We start from the raw sequence: 22358 nt of genomic DNA on the forward strand, positions 1-22358 counted from the left end.
TTTCTTCAATAGAAAGGTATTTCCAGTGCTGATCTCTCCCGAACAATTTGCAGGCTTTCTCGCCGCTGCCGTTCTGATTACCGTGTCCCCCGGTCCGGACAACCTGATGGTGCTGGGCATGGGCATGTCGCGCGGACGCAAGCAGGGCATGGCTTTCGGCCTGGGCTGCGCGCTGGGCTGCCTGAGCCACACGATTCTCGCGACGCTGGGCGTGTCCGCGCTGATCGCGGCCTCGCCGACCGCCTTCACGGCGCTGAAGATGTGCGGTGGCCTGTACCTGATCTGGCTCGGCATCGGCGCCTTGCGCAGCCGCGGCGGCGCGCGCGTGGATGGCGCGGCGCTGCCGGACGAATCGCTGCTGCGCCTGTTCGGCAAGGGCATGTTCGCCAACGCCATCAATCCGAAGGTGGTGCTGTTCTTCCTGTCCTTCCTGCCGCAGTTCGTGGTTGCCGCGCGCGGCGACGTGAGCGCGCAGACCGCGCAACTGGGCCTGCTCTTCACGCTGCAGGCCTGCATTCTGTTTGGCCTGCTGGGTTACTTCTCCGGCGCGGTCGGCAAATGGATCAACCGCAATCCGCGTGCGGGCATGTGGCTGGACCGCGTGGCCGGCGCGATTTTCGTCGGCCTGGGCCTGCGGCTGATTATCGCGCGCTGATATCGAAACGCAGTTCCATCTGGTCCTGCACCACCATCGCGCCACCCAGCACCGAGAAGGGAGTGATGCCGAAATCGCTCTGCTTCACAGTAAAGCTGCCCGTGGCGTGCAGCATCCCATCCTTACGCTCGATCGTGACCGGCACGCTGTAGCGGCGCGTGGCGCCGTGCAGCGTGATATCGGCGTTGAAGGTGTTGTTTGCGGCCTGCTCGGCCTTCAGCACCAGCCAGGGATAGTGTTCCGCATCCAGCACCTTCTCCAGCATATTGCGGCGCGTGCCCGCGATCGCGTCGGCGGACGGTGGCGGCGGCAGGCCGGCCGCGGTACGCAGTCCTGCCTCATCGACGGTCATATCCTCCAGCTTGAAGCGCAGCGCGGTCTTGTGCAGACCCGGTGCGGCGTAGCCCTCCAGCGTATGTGAGGCAATCACATGGTCGTGGCCCAGCCGCGCCAGCGAGCCGCCGCGCCGCACGGTGACGGCGACCAGCGACTGCGCGGGCTGGATCGCCAGCACCTCCTGGCCTGCCGCGCGGGCGTGCTCGAATTCGGCGAAGGCCGCGTCGGGCGCGGCGGCCACGACTGGCGTCGGCACCACCACGGGCGCACTGCAGCCCGCCAGCAGGGCGGCCAGGGCAAGTGTTGCGCCGTAAATTATTTTTGTCATTTGTGATTATTGGTGAGTTTTTGTTAACAGACTTGTACTATCTTGAAGTCAGGATATGGTTTTTCCCCGGTCATCGGCCCGTCACATTGATGAGTCATGATCTCTTTGCACTTTCAAATCTCTCCCGATTTGAATCCCTTAAGCCTGCGTTCCAACGCGGGCTTTTTTTTGCCCTTAAAGAATTTCTAAGCTTGGCTTAATGCTTCTCTAAGTTATCGATGGCAAAGTTTAACCCGAGCGAGAGGTTAGTACCGCATGCCTCTTTCTTCCTCCAATCCCCGCGCCCTAAAAAGCGTTTTAACCGGCTCCCTCCAGACGAAGCCGGTTTTTTTTTGCGGCGTCAGATCTGATCCCCGCGGGGAATGAGGATATGATGCCTCGATCATTTCAAGAGGATTGTCATGATCGATTTTTATACCGCCGCCACGCCGAATGGCCATAAGATTTCCATTGCTCTGGAGGAGCTGGAATTACCGTATAACATGAAAGTCCTGGACCTTGGCGCCAATGAGCAGAAACAGGGCTGGTACACCGCCATTAATCCGAACGGCCGCATCCCGGCCATTGTGGACCGCGCCAATGATGACTTCGCCGTATTCGAATCCGGCGCGATTCTGATCTATCTGGCCGAGAAAACCGGCAGGCTGATGCCCGCCGATCCCAAGGGCCGTTCGCTGGTGCTGCAATGGCTGATGTTCCAGATGGGCGGTATCGGCCCGATGATGGGACAGGCCAACGTCTTCTACCGCTACTTCCCCGAAAAGCTGCAGCCCGCCATTGACCGTTATCAGGGCGAAGCGCGCCGCCTGTTCCGGGTGCTCGATCATCGGCTGGCCGATAACGAATATCTCGCCAGCGGGTATTCGATCGCGGACATCGCCAACTGGGCCTGGGTGCGCACGCATCGCTGGTCCGGCGTGGAGACGGAAGGCTTGCCGCATCTGCAGCGCTGGATCAGGCAGATCCGCGAACGGCCCGCCGTACAGCGCGGCATCGAGCTGCCGCCGTCGAATGTCCTGGGGCGCGAAGACAGTGCCGAAAAAGCCGAGCAATTTGCAGCCGAAGCGCGCAAAATGCTGGAAACCGGGCAGTCCCGCTGATCAGGAGTTTGCATGAAACTGTACATGGCGCCGCGTGCGCCCAATCCGCGCCGCGTGGCCATGTTCCTGGCCGAGAAGGGCATGCAGATCGAGCAAGTCATGATCGATCTTGGCAAGGGCGAGCATCGCAGCGATGAGTACCTGGCCCGCAATCCCTTCGGCCGCGTGCCCGCGCTGGAGCTGGACGACGGCCGCATCCTGTGCGAAACGCGCGCCATCTGCTCGTATATCGAGGGCTTGCAGCCGGAGCCCAACCTGATGGGCGAGGATTTCGAGGAGCGCGCTTTCATCGAGATGGCGGACCGCCGCATCGAGCTGCACCTGTTCCTCATCGCGAGCAATAGCATCCGCCATTCGCATCCTGGTCTTGCGCCGCTGGAGCAGCCGCAATTCCCTGACTTCGGCGCGTCGCAGGGCGAGAAATTCCGCGACGCCGCGCGCTGGCTGGATGGCGTATTGGCCAAGCAGGAATTCGTCGCTGGTCAGCGCTTCACGATTGCCGATATCACGGCCTTCTGCGCCCACGAGTTCGCGCGCGGCCTGATGAAGTTTCGCGCCGGTGCTGAAGGCATGCCGCATCTGCAGGCCTGGCGCGACCGCATCCTTGAGCGCCCCAGCGCCAAGGCCGGCGCTTAAATGGGAACGCAACACATTTGCGGCGCTTAAGTTCTAGGCGCGGCTGCGCAGGCGGCCCACAATCCCGGTCGGGAAGAAGTAAATCGCCAGCACGAACAGGATGCCCAGCCACAGCAGCCAGCGGTCCGGATGCAGGGCCGCTTGCAGCAGCGGTACGCCCGATAACGCTTCGGATGCTTGCCCCATCAGGCCTTTGAGATAGTTCTGCGCCAGAATGAACAGCACCGCGCCCAGCACGGCGCCATACATCGTGCCCATGCCGCCGATGACGACGATCAGCAGGATATCAGTCATGACTTCGAAGCCCAGCATGGTCTTCGGTCCCACATAGCGCAGCCACAGCGCCATCAGCGCGCCCGCCAGCGCTGCGGCCAATGCGCCGATCACATTGGCCCAAATGCGATACACGACGGTGCGGTAGCCCAGCGCCTCGGCGCGGAATTCGTTTTCGCGGATCGCTTGCAGCACGCGGCCGAACGGCGAATTCACCACGCGCAGCAGTGCGAGGAACAGCAGCACGCAGCCAAAGAAGACGATGTAGTAGGTCACCAGCTTGCCGTCCAGGGAGCGGCCGAACCATTCGCCATCCGCCAGCTGGAAACCGGGCGACAGCAGTTCGGGCACGCTGAAGGTCTTGCCGTCTTCGCCGCCGGTCCAGTCGGACAGTTGGGAAGCCAGCACGGCAAAGGCCGACGCCACAGCCAGCGTGATCATGGCGTAGAAGATGGCGCGCACGCGCAGGGCGAACAGGCCGATGAGCAGAGCCAGCACCAGCGCCACCGCCAGCGCAATGAGCAGCCCAAGCGCCATGCTGCCCCAGCCTGCATTTTCACCCGATAGCCCAAGTCCCACACCGTAGGCGCCGATACCGAAGAACATGGTATGGGCGAAGGATACGATGCCCGTGTAGCCAAGCAGCAGGTCATACGATGCGACCAGCACGATATACACGCAGATCGTCGCCGCCGTATTGAGCGGGCGCGCGCCGCTGGTCAGGAACGGCGCCAACGCAAGGCCAAGCACGGACAGCACCAGCAGTGCGCCCAGCACGCGGCTGCGCGGCAGGTCGCCGGACAGGATGGAATGCAGCATCTTATTTCCTCATCAGGCCAGCAGGTCGCCATAGCAGGACGGCGATCATCAGCACGATATGGGACACCAGCGCCAGTTTCGGCGCCAGGAAGCCCGTGTAATTGGTGGCCAGCGCCATCAGCAGCGCGCCGATAAAGCAGCCCGTGACCGAACCCAGGCCGCCGATGATGATGGTGATGAAGACCATCACGATCACTTCGGCTCCCATTGATGCGGTAATGGTTTCCTTGTACAGCCCCCACATCACGCCGCCCAGACCGGCCAGCGCGGAACCGGCCGCAAACACCGCGACGAACAGGCGGCGAATGCGGTAGCCTAGTGCTTCCACCATTTCGCCGTTCTCGACGCCGGCGCGGATCAGCAGGCCGAGCTTGGTGCGGTTCAGCGTAAGCACCAGCGCGATGAACACGGCCAGTCCCACGACAACGGCCAGCAGCCGATATTTTTCGATCGCGAAATCACCCATCAGCACCGCGCCACGCAGGGCGGCGGGCAGCGGCATGGCTTGCTGTTCCGGTCCCCACAGCACGCCAATCAGCTGTTCGACCACGATCATGCCGCCCATCGTGACGAGGATTTGCTTCAGGTGCTGCCCGTACACTGGCATCACGATCACGCGCTCGAACAGCCAGCCGAGTAGGGCGGTCACGAGCATCGCCAGCAGAATGGCGAGGCCCAGCGCGCCGAGGTTCATGGCCAGCGAATCCGCTTCCAGCCAGCCGCGCATCGGCACGAGCACCAGTGTGGCAGCGAAAGCGCCAACGGAAACGAAGGCGCCATGTCCGAAATTCAGCACGTCCATCAAGCCGAAAACCAGGGTCAGGCCGCTGGACATAATGAAGATCATCATGCCCATCGCCAGCCCCGCCACCGTCAGCGTGGCCCAGGTAGGCAGGCTGCCGACGAAGGGGAGCGTGGCCAGCATCAGGGCCGGGACCAGCAACAGCGGCGCAATATCGCGCGGAACGGCAGGCAAACTCGTATCGTTCACAGTGGCTCCTTATTGGTGTGCGTCGAGCGCCAGGCCAAGCAGGCGTTCCTGCATGGCGCGGTCCTCGGCCAGTTCGGCCATCGCCCCCGCGTGGACGATGCGGCCGTCATCCATCACGGCCACGCTATCGCCCAGGCGGCGCACGAAGTTGAAGTTCTGCTCGACCAGCAGCACCGTAGTGTTGCTGTCCTTGAGCTGGCGGAAAGCGTCGGCCAGGCTCTGAATGATGGCGGGAGCCAATCCCTTGGTCGGCTCGTCAATCAGCAGCAGTTCGCGCGGTTCGATGATGGCGCGGGCGATGGCCACCATCTGCTTCTGGCCTCCGGAGAGATTACCGGCCGGGTAGTTCCAGAACTTCTTCAGCGCGGGAAAGAAGCCGAAGATCCATTCCAGGCGCGCCGTATCCATTGGTCCGCTGCGCGCAGCGAGGTAGAGGTTTTCCCGAACGGTCAGCGCGGAAAACACTGCCATCGATTCGGGCACGTAGGCGATGCCGCTTTGCGCGATGCCCGGCGTAGGCAGGCCGCCGATGTCGAGGCCCTTGAACTGTACCTTGCCGGCGCTGGGCTTCCACAGGCCCATGATGGTGCGCAAGGTGGTGCTCTTGCCTGCGCCGTTGCGGCCCAGAAGAACGGTCAGCCCGCCGCGCGGCACAGCCAGGTCCACGCCTTGCAGGATGTGGTATTCGCCGATATGGGTATGCACGCCGGAGAGCGTGAGCAGTGCGTCAGTCATGGATTGCAGTTCCGAGATAAGCTTCCTGCACGATGGACGACGACATCACGGCGGCAGGTTCGCCGTCCGCGACCAGCGCGCCGTTGTGCAGCACGATGATGCGGTCGGCCAGCGAGCGCACCACGTCCATCTTGTGCTCCACCAGCAGCACGGCCTTGTTGCGCGCTTCCTTCACCTGGCGGATCAGGTCCAGCACCACCGGCACTTCGTCCACGCTCATGCCGGCCGTAGGCTCATCGAACATCATCACATCCGGTTCCAGTGCCAGCATGATGGCCACTTCCAGCTTGCGCTTGTCGCCGTGGGGCAGGGCGGCGACGGCCGTGTCGCGCCGGGCCGCCATATTCACCCGTTCCAGATAATGGTCGGCACGTTCGATCAGTTCGCGGTGCGCGGACCAGACTGACCACAGCTTCATGCCCGCCCTGGCGTGCGCCTGCACCGCGAGCCGCACGTTCTCGTGCACGCTCAGATGGGGGAACAGATTCGTCAGCTGAAAACCGCGGCCAATGCCCAGCGCCGTGCGGCGCGCGGGTCCATGGCGCGTGATGTCTTCACCGCGCAGCAGCACCTGCCCGCTGGTCGCAGGCAACTGGCCGGACATCAGATTGAAATAAGTCGTCTTGCCGGCGCCATTGGGGCCGACGATCACGGTCAGCTGGCCGGCATGGAATTCAGCGGTGACGTTATCCACCGCCACATGCCCGCCAAAACGGATCGTCAGCCCGCGCGTGGCGAGCAGGGGATGCTGAACTGCCATCGATCAGCGCTTGTTCTTGATCGGCAGCGGCAGCTCGGAGGCCGGGATCTCGCGCACCAGTTCCAGCAGATCCCATTCGTTCTTCTGGTCCTTCTTGATGCGGAAGTGGTACATCGGCTGCAAGGCCTGGTGATCCTCTTTGCGGAAGGTCATTTTGCCCTTCGGCGTGTCGAAGTCCATGCCTTCCATGGTTGCGATCAGTTTTTCCGTGTTGCCTCCGCCTGCTTTTTGCAGAGCGGTGACGACGGCGCTGGCTGCGCTGAAGCCGCCGGCGGTGAACATATCAGGCGGTGCCTTGAAGCGCTTCATGTGTTCGGCCACCAGCCAGTCGTTCATCTTGTTTTTCGGGAAGCCGTAGTAGTAATAGATGGTGCCTTCCGTCCCCGCGTAGGCCTTCCAGGTTTTCAGCACCGGCAGGATATTGCCGCCGGGGGCGAGCGCAATGCCGTAGCGCTCCGGTTTCATGTCGGCGATCTTGTTCAGCGGGTTAGGGCCGGCCCAGGCAATGGCCAGCACGCGCGGCTGCGGCTTGTCCTTCAGCGCGTCGAACAGGCGCTGGGCTGGCGCGGTGAAGTCGGTGGCGTTTTGTGGCGCGTATTCTTCGTGCACGATCTGCGCCTTGCTGCCGGTGGCGGTCAGTGCTTCGCGCGCGGCTTTCACCGCATCCTTGCCGAAAGCGTAGTCCTGCGCCAGGAAGCCCACGCTGCCGACCTTGAAGGTGGTGGCGGCGGCAAGGCCGTCCTGCATCGAACTGCGCGCGGTGCGGAAGATGTAGCGGTTCCATTTTTCGCCTGTGATGGCATCGGCCACCGCTGGCTCCACGATCAGCACTTTCTTGTATTCGGCGGCGACCGGCAGCATGGCGATGGCGGAGCCGGAAGACGAGGTGCCGACTGCGATGTCGGCCTTATCGTCGCCATAGGCCTCGGCCAGCATGGCGCGGCCCAGGTCCGGCTTGCTCTGGTCGTCCTTCACGATGACCTTCAGCTTGCGGCCGTTGATTTCCATCTTGCCGCCGGTGAGATATTCGAGGCCCATCATGAAGCCGGTCTCGGTCTCTTTGGCGTAAGGCTCCAGCATGCCGGTCTTGCCGGTGATGAGCGCGACTTTCAGTTCCTGTGCGCCGCCGAGCATTGGTGCCAGCGCAAGCGCGAGCGGGATAAGCTTTTTCATTCAGTCTCCTTGATTATTTTTGTACCTAATATAGTTCAATCCACGTTCGCGAGGAAGGCGCGCAGCGCTTCCTGCGCCGCGGGTTCGCTCAGCATCGGCGCGTGGCCGACGCCGGGCACTTCCGCGTAGATCATGTTCGGTGCGGTGGCGCGCATGGCTGCTGCCTGTTCAGGTTCGACCAGATCCGACAGCGCACCGCGAATCAGCATCGTCGGACGCCTGCGCGCCAGGCGGCGGAAGGCCATGCGCGCGGCGAACGATTCTGGCTTGATCTTCTGGTCGCGGATGGGCAGGGCGATGTTCGGGTCGTAGCGCATGCGCAGCTTGCCGTTGTCCGACTCGGCGAAAGCGCGGCGCGCCCAGCGCTGCCATTCTTCGGCGCTGTTGTCGGGGAAGGCGGTGGTATTGATGCCGGCGATGTAGTCGGCCGCTTCATCCCAGGTAGTCAGTTCGCCGCCGCGGCCCGCGTAAGACGCAATGCGTTGCAGGCCGCGCGCGGACAGCGACGGTCCCACGTCATTCAAGACGGCGGCCGCGATCAGGCTGGATTGGCGCAGCGCCAGCGTCATGGTGATGATGCCGCCCATTGACGTGCCGACGAACACGGCGCGGGCGATGCCCAGGTCGTGCGCCAGTTTGGCCACGTCATTCGCGTAGACCATCGGGTGATAGTGGCTGGGATCGGGATCGTATTCGGAAAAGCCTCGGCCGCGCACATCGACCGCCAGCACGCGGCGGCCTTGCGCGGCCATCCATGGCGCCACGTCTTCGAAGTCGGACGAGTTGCGGGTCAGTCCGTGAATGCAGATCACCGGCAGGCGCGCTGCGCCGCCGCTGCTGGCGTAGTCGCGCGCATACAGGCGCAAACCGTCGCTGCTCTTGAAGCTGATCTCGGAATACATGTGGCGCAAGCCCTCCGCATAGTGTGGTTGGCGCAGTGTGCGTGATTTGCGTTGTTCAAGAAAGAGACGATGGCGCCCAATGCGTGTGCAATTTTGCACAATGTGTTTCAAAGATGTTGTATCGGCATGTTCATTGATGCACAATTGCGCGATATGAAATCCCTCCCTGAATGGACCGATCTGCGTTTCTTCCTGGAGCTGGCCCGCTCCGGCACGCTGTCCGGCGCTTCGCGGCGCCTGGAAGTGGAACACACAACGGTGGCGCGGCGTATCGACCGGCTGGAACAGCAGCTGGGCGCGACGCTGTTCGACCGTTCGCGCGAGGGTTATGAGCTGACCGAAATGGGGCACGCGGTGCTGCCACATGCCGAGTCGATGGAAGCGGCAGTGCTGGCGGCGCAGGATCAGTTGAGCGATACCGAAGTCGCTGTGCGCGGTGTAGTGCGGCTCGGTGTGCCGGAGGTGCTGGGTGTGCGCGTGATTACGCCTTTGCTGGCGCGCTTCCTTCAGGAGCAGCCGGATCTCTCGGTGGACTTGCTGGTGCAGCCGCGCTTTGCCAATCTCGCCAACCGGGAAGCCGATCTGGGTGTGACGCTGGACCCGCCATCCACGGGGCGATACATGATGACGCGCCTGGCGTCCTTCAAACTCTATCTGTACGGCTCACCAGCCTATCTGGCGCGGCGAGGCCCGATCCGTTCGCGCGCCGATCTGGCGGGCCATGATTTCGTCGATTATGTGCAGGACCGCCTGGCCAGCAATGAGCTGAACTTCATTGACGAACTGGGCGTGGTGCCGCGCCGCCGCCTGTGCTGCACCGGCATGATGGGGCAGGCGGAAGCTGCCGCGGCGGGCCTGGGCCTGTTCATGGCGCCTCCGTATGCGGTGCCGGATGATGGTCGCCTGGTGCCGGTGCTGCAGGATGAGGTATTTGCGGAGCGGGCCTACTGGCTGGTGGCGCCGGTAGATCTGTATCGCTTGCCGCGCGTGCGCGCCGTGTGGAATCTGCTGCGCGATTACGCCGAAACGCATCCGGATTTGTTTGGGCTGCAGCCGAAGGCCACAGCCCGCGCCGCGTGACGCGACGTGCGGCGGGTCAATGACCCGCCCTACGCAACGTTGCATGGCGGAAGATTGTTGCCACCCCACGCGGCGTTGCATGGCGGATCATCGATCCACCGTCCCACGCGGCGTCGTAGGGCGGATCATCGATCCGCCATCCCGCGCTGCTTAGAACTTCACTGCGAGCGTCCCCTTGATGGTGCGTGGGTCGCCGTAATAGGTGGTCACGGTGTTGAAGAAGCCACCGAAGGCATAACCTGCCACCTTGTAGCGCTTGTCGGCGATATTGCGGGCGTGCAGGCCAACCTGGATATTGCGGTCGCTGCTGGTCCACACAAGTCCCGCGTCCCACAGCGAGAAGCCGCTCTGCGCCAGCGCCAGGTTCTGCGGCACCAGCGCATCCAGCGACGCCACGCCGCTTGGGCGCACGATCTCGGCCTGGTACACCTTGCTCTTGTAGGACAGCGTGGTCGCCAGGGTCAGTGTGCCGTTGCGGCCTGCGACCGGGACCGACCAGTCGTAAGCGCCGGTCACGCTGCCGGACTTCTTCGGCGTGTTCTGGAATTCGGCGCTGCTGGCGACGTTGATCAGGTTCGCGCCGCTGGCCACTATCCATTCCTTGTAATCGGCATTGATGTAGCTCAGCATGCCGTTCAGGGTGAAGGCATCCGTCACGCGGGCGATGGCTTCCAGCTCCACGCCCTTGATCTTGGCCTTGCCCGCATTGGTCAGGGTGCCCGCGAAGCCGTTCACCTGGCCGTTGGCGCCATAGGTCGGGATCGAACCCGGGATCTGCACATTCTTGTAGTCGGTGTAGAACACGGCCAGATTGGTTTGCAGACGGCCGCCGTTCATGGATGACTTCACACCCAGTTCGACCGAATCCACTTCTTCCGGATCGACACCGGCGCGCTTGGCCAGAGAGGCGGGCGTGTTCGGGCCGCCCGTTGCGGCAAGGTCCATACGCGGGTCGTACATGCCGCCCTTGAAGCCGGACGAGTAAGTGCCGTACAGATTGTGCTCAGGCGCGAACTTCCAGCCGAAGCCCAGTTTCGGCGTGAACTTGGAATCCTTGCGATGCAGGTCGTTCTTGCCCAGGTCCGTGTTCGGCGCCAGGCCGATGGCGGCCGGGTTGCCCAGAGTCGGCGAACCGGCCAGGCCGAGATAGGTGCGCTTGAAGATACGTGCTTCGCGTTCGTCCTGGGTATAGCGGCCGCCCACGTTGACGTTGAAGGTCGGCGTCACGTTGTAGCTGGCATCCGCAAACACAGCCCAGTTCTTGGAGTCGATATCGTCCAGGGTGTACAGCGACAGGCCGCCCGATGCGTTGTACAGCACGTCGAATTCGTTGAAGGCGTTGGTCTTCATCCAGAACACGCCGGCCACGCCTTGCAGCTTCTCGCCGGTGTAGGTCAGCTGGAATTCCTGGCTGTCCTGCTTGTCGGTGTAGATGGCGGGCGCTTCGAACAGCGGCGTTTCCAGCGAGTCGAAGTCGATCGGCGCGATGGAGTGCGAGGAGCGGTGGGCCGTGATCGACTTGAACTCCAGCGTCGGCGAGATGTTGTAATCCACCAGCAGGGATGCGCCCTTGGTGATCACTTCCTGTTCCTGGGTGTTCACCTTGTACAGGTTGGCGCGGGTGTCGTAGTCGCCCGCCAGCGGCTGGATATTGAGCGGCGCCGGTCCCGGCGTCAGGCGATAGCCCTGTTTCGGCTGCGAGTCGTCATTGGTCTTGTCGGCCGAGAGCCGGATGAACAGGTCGGCGTTCGGCGCGAATTCGGCGGTGACGCGCCCGGCTTTCACGTCCTTGTTGTAGTTCTCGCGGCCGTTCAGCACATTCTTGCCATAGCCGTCGTGATTGAAGGAGGCGAGGGTGGCGCCGATGCGGAAGGTATCGGTGATCGGCGTGCTGACCTTCAGCACCGCGTCGCGCTCGTTGTACTCGCCGAAGGTGAGCTTGGCGTCGAACACGGTCTTGTTGGGCAGCTTGCGGGTTACGTACTTCACCGCGCCGCCGATCGTGTTGCGACCGTACAACGTGCCCTGCGGGCCGCGCAGCACTTCGATGCGTTCCAGGTCGTAGATATCGGTCAGCGCGCCTTGCGGGCGGGCCAGGTAGACGTCGTCCAGATAAATGCCCACGCCCTGTTCATAGCCTGCCACCGGGTCCTGCTGGCCGATACCGCGGATGAAGGCCGTCAGCGTGGTGTTGGTGCCGCGCGAAGCCTTCAACGTGGTGTTGGGGATGATGTCCGTCAGCGCGGTGATGTCGGGCAGGTTCAGCTTCTCCATCTGGGCGCCCGAGATCGCGGTCACTGAGCCAGGAACATCCTGGATCAGTTCCTCGCGGCGGCGCGCCGTCACGATCACCTTGTCCATTTCGCCGGTCGCCGCTTCCCCGCTTGTGGCCTGGGCGTATGCGACGTCCGCTGCAAAAGCCGGCAGCGCCATGATGACAGACGCACTGATTCGCTTCAGACGGATAGTCCTGGTTTGCATTGTGTCTCCTCTGGTTGTTTTGCGAGCGAGTTTGCACGCTTTACAAAAAGAGCAAAAGACAAGGCATGCACGGGCGTTGTGCAAATTTGCACAAAGGGGATCAAGCCACCCGCTTGTACCAGGGATGCGGCGGATCGAAGGCTTGGTAGTCGGCTGCCAGTGTGTCTGCTTCATCCAACGGACGATCGACACCCAGTGCGCCAAACAGGCTCAGACTCTCATGGAACAAGTTGAGCACGCGCGCCCGCAGCAGCGGTCCGAAGGCAGGCATGGCGCGCTGGCAGGCGATCATCTGGAATTCGTTGAAGGAGGCGTCGGTGACCAGGTTATATTGCGCCCAGCTTATCCGGCAGCGCAGCGCGGGCAGCAGTACGGCGCGGCCATCCTGGATCTGGAAATACTCTTCCAGCTTGCCCTTGCCGCCGGCCTGCACATAATGCTGATGGCCCGCCGCCACCGCAGCCACGGGCAGCGAGGCGTCGGCCGCCTCGTCCAGCAGTTCGTCGCTGGAGACCGTGGCGTGAATTTCGGCGCGGTTCAGCAAGCCCAGTTCGTGCAGAATGATGGCGGTGGTCCACGCCTGCCCGGCGCCCGCGCAATCGGCCAGCCAGACGCGGGGCAGGGCGCTGCCGCTCAGGCTGGCCTGGGCCGCTTCGCGCAGCAGGATGGCTTCCTGCGGATCTTCGAACAGCGTCGCAGGCGCTACCGACAGCGCACGCAGCACGGCGCTGCAGACTGCCGCATCGTGCAATGTGCGGTCCAGCAACTGCGACAGTGTTTGCAGCCCGCGCTGCTGCATCACTGTATAAAGCTTGCGTTTCAGCTGGCTGCGCTCGTGCAGCCGGAAGTCGTGGCCATAACGCCGCACCAGTCCTTCCAGCAGCAGTTCCAGTTCCAGTTCTTCCAGTTCCGGAGCTGTGCTGCGGCGCAGCTGATCGATGGCGCCCATATCGCCCGCCATCAATGCAGCCAGACCCGCATCAGGGACAGCAGTTGCGCCACATCCACCGGCTTGGTGATGTAGTCCGAAGCGCCGGCCGCAATACACTTATCGCGGTCGCCCTTCATCGCCTTTGCCGTCAGGGTAATGATCGGCAGGGAGCGGAACTTCGGAATGCGGCGGATGGCCCGCATTGTGTCATAGCCGTCCATCTCCGGCATCATGATGTCCATCAGGACGATCTCGATGCTCGGATCGCGCTCCAGCACCTCGATGCCGTCACGGCCGTTCTCTGCGAAGGACACCTGCATCTTCTGGCGTTCCAGCAGGGTGGACAGGGCGAAGATGTTGCGCAAGTCATCGTCGACGATCAGCACTTTGCGTCCCGCCAGGCCGGAATCGGCCGCGTGCACTTCCTCCAGCATGCGGCGCTGGGCTTCCGGCAGGCTGGCCTGCGAGCGGTGCAGGAACAGCGCCGTTTCGTCCAGCAGGCGCTCCGGCGAGCGGGCATCCTTCATGACGATGGTCTTGGCGTAGCGCTTCAGCTTTGTCACTTCCTTGCGGTTCAGGTCTTTCGCCGTGTTGATCACGATCGGCAGATCGCGCAGCTTGGCGTCCTTGCCGATCATGTCCAGCAGGTCGAAGCCGCTGATGTCGGGCAGAGTCAGGTCCAGCACCACGCAGTCGAAGCGGGCATTGCGCAGCGCGGCCAGAGCTTCTTCGCCGGTGCCGACTGCCGTGATGTCCACGTCCGAATCGCCGATCAGGCGGATGATGGAATCGCGCTGGTTTTCTTCGTCATCCACCACCAGCAGACTGCGTTTGCCGCCCATCAGGAAGCGCTGGACGCGCGTGAACTCTTCGTTCAGGGCTTCCTTGCTGATCGGTTTGTTCAGGTAGGAGATGGCGCCGCAGCGCAGCGCGCGCTCCCGCTCGCGGGAGGCCGACATCACGTGCACCGGGATATGGCGTGTACTCGGGTCGCGTTTCAGGCGGTCCAGCACCGTGAAGCCATCGATGTCCGGCAGGTCCAGGTCGAGCAGGATGGCGGACGGCAGGTAGTCGCGCGCCAGGCTCAGTGCCGAGTCGCCCTGGTGGGTAACGATGCCCTTGAAGTTCTTCTCGCGGGCGAAGTCGAGCACGATCTTGGCGAAGCGCTCGTCGTCCTCGATGATGAGCACCGAAGGTTCGCCTGGCGTGGTGATGTTGCGGTCGTCCAGTGTCGAGCCGTAGCCTTCCGTATCGGCTTCCGCATAAGCGACCACTGGCGCCGGCAACGCGTCGAGCGGCGGCGTGTAGATGACTTTCGGCGGCTGCGGCAGGGCAGGGGGACGCTGCGGTTGCTGGCGGCTGGTTTCGTAGTAGACGAAGCCGGAACGGTTGTACGGCAGATAGAGGGTAAAGGTCGAGCCGCTGCCCACCGTCGATTCGACGCGAATCTCGCCGCCCAGCAGGCGGGCCAGTTCGCGCGAAATCGACAGGCCCAGGCCCGTACCGCCGTATTTGCGCGCGGTGGAACCGTCAGCCTGCTGGAACGCTTCGAAGATCAGCTGCAGCTTGTCGGCCGCGATACCCACACCGGTGTCGCTCACGCCAAAGGACAGCACCGCATCGGCATGCGCCAGATTCGGGTGGTCGCTGCTCCAGCCGCTGGTGACCATGCCGATGACCAGGGATACCTGGCCGTGGTTGGTGAATTTGAACGCGTTGGACAGCAGGTTTTTCAGCACCTGCTGCAGACGCGTCACGTCGGTCATCAGGGAAGTCGGCAGGTTCTCGCCCAGGTCCACCGTGAAGCCGAGGTGCTTGGCTTCGGCCATGTGGCGGAAGGTACGGTCTACATAGCTGCGCAGGTTGGCGAAGCGGTATTCCGACACGTCCAGCGTCACCGTACCGGATTCGATCTTCGACAGGTCCAGAATGTCGTTAATCAGTGTCAGCAGGTCGGAACCGGAGCCGTGAATCGTCTTCGCGAATTCCACCTGCTTGCCGGACAGGTTGCCTTCCGGGTTATCGCCCAGCTGCTGCGCCAGAATCAGCAGGGAGTTCAGTGGCGTCCGCAGTTCGTGCGACATATTCGCCAGGAACTCGGACTTGTACTTGGAGGACAGGGCCAGCTGGGTCGCCTTTTCTTCCAGCGCCAGTTTCGCCTGTTCCACCTCGCGGTTCTTACGTTCCACCTCGATGTTCTGCTCGGACAGCAGACGCGCTTTCTCCGCCAGCTCCTGGTTGGTCTGCTGCAGTTCCTGCGCCAGCGACTGGGACTGGGTCAGCAGCGATTCGGTACGGCTGTTCGCCTCGATGGTGTTCAGCACCACGCCGATGGATTCCATCAGCTGGTCGAGGAAGGACAGGTGGGTTTCGGTAAAGCGGTCCAGCGACGCAATCTCGATCACCGCCTTCACCTGCTGTTCGAACAGAATCGGCAGCACCACGATATTGGTTGGCGGCGCCGCACCCAGGCCGGAGCTAACGACGATGTAATCGCGCGGTACGTCGGTCAGCCAGATACGCACTTTCTCCAGCGCGCACTGGCCCACCAGGCCTTCGCCCGGCAGGAAGGAGGTCGGCAGCTTGCGGGAGGAACGGTAGCCGTAGCTCGCGATCATGCGCAGGCGGGCGTCGGCGGTCTGCGAGTCCATCATGTAGAACACGCCGTGGTGCGCAGACACCAGCGGCGCCAGCTCGGACAAAATCAGTTTCGTCACGGCCTGCAGGTCGCGCTGGCCTTGCAGCAGGCGGGTGAAACGCGCCAGGTTGGTTTTCAACCAGTCCTGCTGTGCATTCTTCTGCGTGGTTTCCTTCAGGTTGCGGATCATCTCATTGATGTTGTCCTTCAGGTAGGACACCTCGCCGCGCGCTTCCACCTGAATGGAACGGGACAAGTCGCCGCGCGTCACGGCGGTTGCCACCTCGGCAATCGCGCGCACCTGGTTGGTCAGGTTTGCCGCCAGCTGGTTCACGTTCTCGGTCAAGTCCTTCCACGTACCCGCTACACCGGACACGTTTGCCTGGCCGCCCAGCTTACCTTCCGTACCCACCTCGCGCGCCACACGGGTCACTTCCGATGCGAAGGAGGACAACTGGTCCACCATCACGTTGATGGTGTCTTTCAGTTCCAGGATCTCGCCCTTCACGTCCACGGTAATCTTCTTGGACAAGTCGCCGCGTGCCACAGCGGTGGTCACCGCCGCGATATTACGCACCTGGCCCGTCAGGTTGGACGCCATGAAGTTCACGTTGTCGGTCAAGTCCTTCCAGGTACCGCCGACGCCCGGCACATAGGCCTGGCCGCCCAGCTTACCTTCCGTACCCACCTCACGTGCCACGCGGGTCACTTCGGATGCGAAAGAGGACAACTGGTCCACCATGACGTTAATGGTGTTCTTCAGTTCCAGAATCTCACCTTTAACGTCCACGGTAATCTTCTTGGACAGGTCGCCGTTTGCCACGGCGGTGGTCACCTCCGCGATATTACGCACCTGGCCCGTCAGGTTACCCGCCATGGAGTTCACGCCGTCGGTCAAGTCTTTCCAGGTACCCGCAACGCCTGGCACGTTTGCCTGGCCGCCCAGCTTACCTTCCGTACCCACCTCTCGCGCCACGCGGGTCACTTCCGATGCGAAGGAGTTCAACTGGTCCACCATCACGTTGATGGTGTTTTTCAGTTCCAGAATCTCTCCCTTAACGTCCACGGTAATCTTCTTGGACAAGTCGCCGTTTGCCACGGCGGTGGTCACCTCCGCGATATTACGCACCTGGCCGGTCAGGTTGCCTGCCATGGAGTTCACGGAGTCGGTCAAATCCTTCCACGTACCGGCCACGCCCTTCACCTGCGCCTGGCCGCCCAGCTTACCTTCCGTACCCACCTCTCGCGCCACGCGCGTCACTTCGGATGCGAACGATGACAGCTGGTCCACCATCACGTTGATGGTGTTCTTCAGTTCCAGAATCTCGCCCTTCACGTCCACGGTAATCTTCTTGGACAAGTCGCCGTTTGCCACCGCGGTCGTCACCGCCGCGATGTTACGCACCTGGCCCGTCAGGTTGGACGCCATGAAGTTCACGTTATCGGTCAAGTCCTTCCAGGTACCGCCCACGCCCGGCACATAGGCCTGGCCGCCCAGCTTACCCTCCGTACCCACCTCGCGCGCCACGCGGGTCACTTCCGATGCGAAGGAACGCAGCTGGTCCACCATCACGTTGATGGTGTCTTTCAGCTGCAGGATTTCGCCGCGCACGTCCACCGTAATCTTCTTGGACAAGTCGCCGTTTGCCACGGCGGTGGTCACCTCCGCGATGTTACGCACCTGCGACGTCAGGTTACCTGCCATGGAGTTCACGGAGTCGGTCAAGTCTTTCCAGGTACCCGCCACGCCTTTCACCTGCGCCTGGCCGCCCAGCTTACCTTCCGTACCCACTTCACGCGCCACACGCGTCACCTCGGAGGAGAAGGAGGACAGCTGTTCCACCATGGTGTTCGCCGTCATTGCGGCGCGCAGGTACTGGCCCTTCAGCGGGTGGCCGTCCACTTCCAGCGCCATGGTCTGGGACAAGTCGCCCTTCGCCACGGCGCCGATCACGCGCGCCATCTCGGTGGTCGGGCGCACCAGGTCGTCGATCAGGGTGTTGACGGAGCTGATAATCGTCTGCCAGCCACCGGACACGTTCGGCACCGCCGCGCGCTGCGTCAGACGGCCTTCGCGGCCCACCACGCGGCTCACGTCCGTCACCGCTTTCACGATGCGTTCGTTGTTCTCGATAATTTCGTTGAGGGTGTCGGCGATCTTGCCGGAGACGCCCGTCCAGTCGGAGGGCATGCGCGCGGAGAAATCGCCTTTTTTGAGTGCCATGAGGGTGGAAAGGATCAGGCGTAGATCCAATTCCTCCGGCAGTTCGGTCATATCGTTCACGTATTCCTCCGGGCGGATTTGCCAAAAATGCATTATGGCAATTTTGTGTAGTTTAGCCGAACAAGCGTATTACAATTTAGAGGGACCCTGCGCACGATTGCGCAGGTGTTGCATTTTTACTTCAGTTGCTGTAACAGGAAGGTATAGGTCAGCGCCCACATTTGTGCCTGTTGGTCGTTATTGGCCGCGCCGGCGTGGCCGCCTTCCGTGTTTTCCCAGTACAGCACATCGTGGCCCTGTTCCTCCATCTTGGCCACCATCTTGCGCGCATGGCCGGGATGGACACGGTCATCGCGGGTCGAGGTGGTGAACAGTATGCGCGGATAGTGCTTGTCCTTGAATACGTTCTGATAGGGCGAGTATTTGCTGATATAGGACCACTGCTTGGGATCGTCCGGATCGCCGTATTCGCCCATCCAGGAAGCGCCGGCCAGCAGCTTGCTGTAGCGCTGCATGTCCAGCAGCGGGACCTGGCACACCACAGCATTGAACAGGTCCGGACGCTGGGTCAGCACGGCGCCGACCAGCAGACCGCCGTTGGAGCCGCCCATGATGCCGAGGTGGCGCGGGCTGCTGACTTTATGCTTGATGAGATCCTGCGCCACGGCGATGAAGTCGTCGAACGCTTTCTGGCGGTTTTCCTTCAGTGCGGCCTGGTGCCAGCGCGGACCAAATTCGCCGCCGCCGCGGATATTCGCCAGCACGTACACACCGCCATGCTTCAGCCATGCCTCGCCGGTGGTGCCGCTGTAGAAAGGCTTCATCGATACTTCAAAACCGCCATAGCCATACAGCACCGTGGGGTTCTTGCCATCGAGCCTGGCCTGCTTGTTCATCACCACGAAGTAGGGAATCTTCGTACCGTCTTTTGACGTGGCCTGAAACTGCTTGACCACATAAGGCCTGGCGTCGAAGAAGCCTGGCAGGGACTTCAGCGAAGAGCGCTGGTCGCCGCCGCTGTGCGCCAGGTACATGGTGGTCGGGTTCAGGAAGTCGGTGACGGTCAGGAAGTAGTCGTCTGAGGCGATAGGATCGATGGCGCTGACTTCCAGCGTGCCGAAGGCAGGGGCATCGACCTTGCGCTGCTGCCATTTGCCATCCACGTGCGTGTACTCGACCAGACGGTTCTTGACGTTGTCGAGCACATTCAGCAGCAGCTTGCTCCTGGTGGCGGAGACACCGTCCAGCGAACTGGTTGGGGTTGGCGTGAACAGTACGTCGAACTTGCGCTCGCCGGCCATGAATTTGCGGAAATCGGTGGCGAGCAGGGCGCCTTGCGGGTAGCGCTGGCCGCCAACTTCCCAATCGGAGCGCAGGTCGATGATCAGCTGGTCGCGCACCGTGTAGGCATTGGCGTCTTCCGGCTTTTCGATCCTGGTCAGCTTGTCGCCTTCGCGCAGGAAGAGCTCACTGCTGTAGAAGCCGATCTGGCGCGAGACGAACTGGAAATCGTAATCGGGCGTGAAGTCCTTGTAAGCGCCGACGCCCAGGTCTTCGGTCTTCGCTTCGTACAGCGTGCGTGCGGCCGTCAGCGGCGTGCCGCGCTTCCATTCCTTCACGATGCGCGGATAACCGGAAGTGGTCATCGAGCCTTCGCCGAAATCGGTGGAGACGAAGAGGGTGTCCTGGTCGATCCAGGCGATATCGCTCTTTGCTTCCGGCAGCGTGAAGCCGTCTTTCACGAAAGCGCGCGAGGCGGTGTCGAACTCGCGCACCACATGCGCATCGCCGCCGCCGCGCGATAGCGACACCAGGCAGCGCTCGCCCTTTGGATACAGGCAGTGCACACCATGCCAGACCCAGTTTTCCTTTTCATCGGCGGCCAGTTGGTCGACATCGATAATGGTTTCCCAGGCCGGCGCCGGCTTCTGGTACTGCTCCATGGTCGTACGGCGCCAGATGCCGCGCACGTGCTGGGCATCGCGCCAGAAGTTGTACAGGAAGTCGCCGTGCTTGACGACGAAGGGAATGCGTTCCTTCGAATTGAGGATGGTGCGCAGGCGTTCGTGAATGGCCGGGTATTCGGGCCGGGCCTGCAGCTCCTTCAGCGCGACCGCATTCTGCCCCTTGACCCAGGCCAGCGCTTTGTCGCCGCCTACGTCTTCCAGCCACAGATAGGGATCGGGCTTCCGGGTCTCGGCATGGCCTTGACCCAGCGCTGCCAGGCCGAGCACCATGCCGCTGGCCAGTTTTCGGTACGAACGCATTCTGTCTCCTCAAGATTGCAGAATACGTACTCTACACCAATGAAGGATCTACTTACAGTTGCTTGGCCTCGAAGGTATTGCACTGGGCGATATCGCCCGATTTGATGCCGCGCGTGAACCAGCGTACGCGCTGTTCGGAGGTGCCGTGGGTGAAGGAATCCGGCACCACTTCACCGGTGGCCTGTCGCTGCAGCGCATCGTCGCCAATTGCGGTCGCGGCGGCCAGCGCTGTTTCGATATCGCCCTGTTCCAGGATCTGGCGCGCGCGGTTGGCGTGGTAGCCCCACACGCCGGCAAAGCAGTCCGCCTGCAATTCCATGCGCACCGACAGCGCGTTCGCCTGCTTTTCGGAAGCGCGGCGGCGTGCATTGTCGACCTTCTCGGAAATGCCCATCAGGTTCTGCACATGATGGCCCACCTCGTGCGCGATCACATAAGCCTTGGCGAATTCGCCGGACACGCCGAAGCGCTGCTCCATCAGCTTGTAGAAACTAAGGTCGATATAGACTTTCTGGTCGCCGGGGCAGTAGAACGGACCGGTGGCGGTCAGGCCCTGGCCGCATGCGGTTGGAATGCGGCCCGTGAACAGGTCGAGCTTGGGCCGCACGTATTGCGCGCCTTGCTGCTTGAACAGCTCATCCCAGGTGTCTTCGGTATCGGCCAGCACCACGCGCACGAACTTGGCCTGGCGGTCGTTTGGATCGGTGCTGTGCGAGCGTGGCTGTTGCTGCTGCACGGCGACCGGACCGCCACCGCTCAACAGGCTCAGAATGGTGGACGGGCTCACGCCAAGGAAGTAGGAGCCCACCAGTGCGATCAGAATCGTGCCGATGCCGATGGAGCGCCCGCCGAAGCCGAAACCTCCGCCACCGCCGCCGCCATCGCCGCGCATATCTTCGACGTTGTCGCTTTCCCTGTTACCTTCCCAGCGCATGTACTGCTCCTTTGTTATCCATGTTTTTCACTATATAACATGGCGACCTGGTGTGGCGCCTGATTTGTTGGAAATCTTTACAATTGCATTTTGCTCAGAAATGGAGGTTGTGTGAAAGCACGACGGTGGTACATCGTGGCAGCAGTGCTGTGGGCCGTAGTCGCAGGGGCAGTGTATTTCCTGCGCGTGCCTGAATTGGACTGTGCACAACAGCAGCCTGCGGCTTACACGCAGAAGTGCCTGGCGGCTGTCCAGCAGCAGGCGACGGCAGGCGACACCATCGCCATGCTCAAACTCATCCAGTATTTTGAGCCGCGCGACCGCGGCACCGCCCAGCAATGGGTACGCAAGGCGGCGCAGCGCGGCGAACCGTCGTCGGTGCAGCGCATCTTTGCCGAGTGCGGCGAGGGTAAGGCTTACAGCGTGCAGGATGCGGAAGCGCTGCTGGCCAGTGTGAGCGCGCTGGACGAGGCCTACTTCCGGCTGGGCGGCTCGTGCAAACCGGTGGACATGGACTACGCAGCCCATTTGTCGCCGGCCGATCTGATCTCGGCGCCGGACGTGCCCGGCCTGTGCCGCGTGGCCGTCAAATATGCCCAGCTTAGCGTGTCGCCGGCAGGCGCCAAACTGGACCCGGCCAAGCCCGCGCAATTGCTGGCCGAATGCGAACGCCGCGCGGCGCCCGGAACCGAAGGACTGAAGGATGCGCAACTGGCGCGCCAGATGCTGGAACGGCAGATCCGCGCGGTGCGGCTGGAGTAATCCATCCAGCACGCACCGGCCGGGTGCTTAGTTGATCATCGGCCCGCCGATATTGCCTTTGAAGATTTCCATATTCAGGCTGAAGTCGTCGACGGTGCCGTGTGTGCGGCCGCCGTCGACGGTGACCACCACGCTGCGCCCGCCGTGCAGGCGTGTCATTTCTTCACGCGAAAGCGAACGCGCAAACTCGCGCTCATGTTTTTCCGTAATGGCCTTCACGCTCAGGTCTTTGATGATCAACGTTTTCATGATGCTTCTCCTAATAGATAAAGATAAAAAGTCGGTAGTGAACGCAGCTTTGTACGCTCACTACAAACGATGCATCTAGCATGC

Annotated in this window: 18 protein-coding genes; 5 read left to right on the forward strand and 13 right to left on the reverse strand. The window is 62.3% G+C overall.

What is annotated here, in order from left to right; translation table 11 throughout:
- Positions 1-25: 25 nt before the first annotated feature.
- Positions 26-655: a LysE family translocator gene (locus tag AB4Z19_RS03485; RefSeq protein ID WP_442028041.1), complete on the forward strand. Its 630-nt coding sequence runs from the start codon at positions 26-28 to the stop codon at positions 653-655.
- On the opposite strand, the gene AB4Z19_RS03490 is transcribed toward AB4Z19_RS03485, so the two are convergent.
- Positions 642-1319 (reverse strand): YceI family protein, encoded by a 678-nt coding sequence (locus tag AB4Z19_RS03490; protein ID WP_442028039.1) that lies wholly within the window; start codon positions 1317-1319, stop codon positions 642-644. The genes AB4Z19_RS03485 and AB4Z19_RS03490 overlap by 14 nt on opposite strands.
- Positions 1320-1720: 401 nt before the next feature.
- Between AB4Z19_RS03490 and AB4Z19_RS03495 the strand changes: the two genes are divergently transcribed.
- Both AB4Z19_RS03495 and AB4Z19_RS03500 read left to right on the forward strand, forming a co-directional pair.
- Entirely contained in the window at positions 1721-2419 is a 699-nt protein-coding gene (locus tag AB4Z19_RS03495; protein ID WP_442026303.1) for a glutathione S-transferase family protein, read from the forward strand.
- Between the two features lie 12 nt (positions 2420-2431).
- Complete coding sequence (locus tag AB4Z19_RS03500; protein ID WP_442026304.1) at positions 2432-3055, forward strand: glutathione S-transferase family protein; 624 nt, start codon at positions 2432-2434, stop codon at positions 3053-3055.
- Between the two features lie 33 nt (positions 3056-3088).
- Here the strand turns inward: AB4Z19_RS03500 and AB4Z19_RS03505 are convergent, their stop codons facing one another.
- From AB4Z19_RS03505 to AB4Z19_RS03530, 6 genes are all read right to left on the reverse strand, one after another.
- Positions 3089-4147 (reverse strand): branched-chain amino acid ABC transporter permease, encoded by a 1059-nt coding sequence (locus AB4Z19_RS03505; protein ID WP_442026305.1) that lies wholly within the window; start codon positions 4145-4147, stop codon positions 3089-3091.
- A gap of 1 nt (position 4148) precedes the next feature.
- Positions 4149-5072, reverse strand: a complete 924-nt coding sequence (locus tag AB4Z19_RS03510) for a branched-chain amino acid ABC transporter permease (protein WP_442026310.1) — start codon at positions 5070-5072, stop codon at positions 4149-4151.
- 75 nt (positions 5073-5147) lie between these two features.
- Positions 5148-5873 (reverse strand): ABC transporter ATP-binding protein, encoded by a 726-nt coding sequence (locus tag AB4Z19_RS03515; protein WP_442034282.1) that lies wholly within the window; start codon positions 5871-5873, stop codon positions 5148-5150.
- A complete protein-coding gene (locus AB4Z19_RS03520) occupies positions 5866-6615 on the reverse strand; it encodes an ABC transporter ATP-binding protein (protein WP_442034445.1) in 750 nt (249 codons plus the stop codon). Before AB4Z19_RS03520 ends, AB4Z19_RS03515 begins: the two co-directional genes overlap by 8 nt.
- 21 nt (positions 6616-6636) lie before the next feature.
- Positions 6637-7806 carry a substrate-binding domain-containing protein gene (locus tag AB4Z19_RS03525; protein ID WP_442034284.1) on the reverse strand — a complete coding sequence of 390 codons (1170 nt, stop codon included), beginning with the start codon at positions 7804-7806 and terminating at the stop codon, positions 6637-6639.
- 35 nt (positions 7807-7841) lie between these two features.
- Positions 7842-8708, reverse strand: coding sequence for an alpha/beta fold hydrolase (locus AB4Z19_RS03530; RefSeq protein ID WP_442026308.1), 867 nt, complete (start codon positions 8706-8708; stop codon positions 7842-7844).
- Positions 8709-8861: 153 nt separating this feature from the next.
- Between AB4Z19_RS03530 and AB4Z19_RS03535 the strand changes: the two genes are divergently transcribed.
- Entirely contained in the window at positions 8862-9788 is a 927-nt protein-coding gene (locus AB4Z19_RS03535; RefSeq protein ID WP_442034286.1) for a LysR family transcriptional regulator, read from the forward strand.
- Between the two features lie 150 nt (positions 9789-9938).
- On the opposite strand, the gene AB4Z19_RS03540 is transcribed toward AB4Z19_RS03535, so the two are convergent.
- From AB4Z19_RS03540 to ypfJ, 5 genes are all read right to left on the reverse strand, one after another.
- Positions 9939-12269 (reverse strand): TonB-dependent receptor, encoded by a 2331-nt coding sequence (locus AB4Z19_RS03540; protein WP_442034288.1) that lies wholly within the window; start codon positions 12267-12269, stop codon positions 9939-9941.
- A 100-nt stretch (positions 12270-12369) separates the two neighbouring features.
- Positions 12370-13218: a CheR family methyltransferase gene (locus tag AB4Z19_RS03545; protein WP_442027840.1), complete on the reverse strand. Its 849-nt coding sequence runs from the start codon at positions 13216-13218 to the stop codon at positions 12370-12372.
- 11 nt (positions 13219-13229) lie between these two features.
- Entirely contained in the window at positions 13230-18122 is a 4893-nt protein-coding gene (locus AB4Z19_RS03550) for a HAMP domain-containing protein (protein ID WP_442034290.1), read from the reverse strand.
- A gap of 116 nt (positions 18123-18238) precedes the next feature.
- Positions 18239-20329 (reverse strand): prolyl oligopeptidase family serine peptidase, encoded by a 2091-nt coding sequence (locus tag AB4Z19_RS03555; RefSeq protein ID WP_442025651.1) that lies wholly within the window; start codon positions 20327-20329, stop codon positions 18239-18241.
- Positions 20330-20381: 52 nt separating this feature from the next.
- On the reverse strand, positions 20382-21263 hold the full coding sequence (gene ypfJ, locus AB4Z19_RS03560; RefSeq protein WP_442025652.1) for a KPN_02809 family neutral zinc metallopeptidase: 882 nt from the start codon (positions 21261-21263) through the stop codon (positions 20382-20384).
- Positions 21264-21374: 111 nt separating this feature from the next.
- Here ypfJ and AB4Z19_RS03565 point away from each other — a divergent pair, with 111 nt between their 5' ends.
- Entirely contained in the window at positions 21375-22025 is a 651-nt protein-coding gene (locus AB4Z19_RS03565) for a hypothetical protein (RefSeq protein ID WP_442025653.1), read from the forward strand.
- Positions 22026-22052: 27 nt separating this feature from the next.
- Here the strand turns inward: AB4Z19_RS03565 and AB4Z19_RS03570 are convergent, their stop codons facing one another.
- Positions 22053-22274, reverse strand: a complete 222-nt coding sequence (locus AB4Z19_RS03570; RefSeq protein WP_442025654.1) for a hypothetical protein — start codon at positions 22272-22274, stop codon at positions 22053-22055.
- Positions 22275-22358 lie beyond the last annotated feature (84 nt).

Origin of the sequence: Pseudoduganella sp. RAF19 (assembly GCF_052114165.1) — a bacterium.
Lineage (GTDB): Bacteria > Pseudomonadota > Gammaproteobacteria > Burkholderiales > Burkholderiaceae_D > Rugamonas.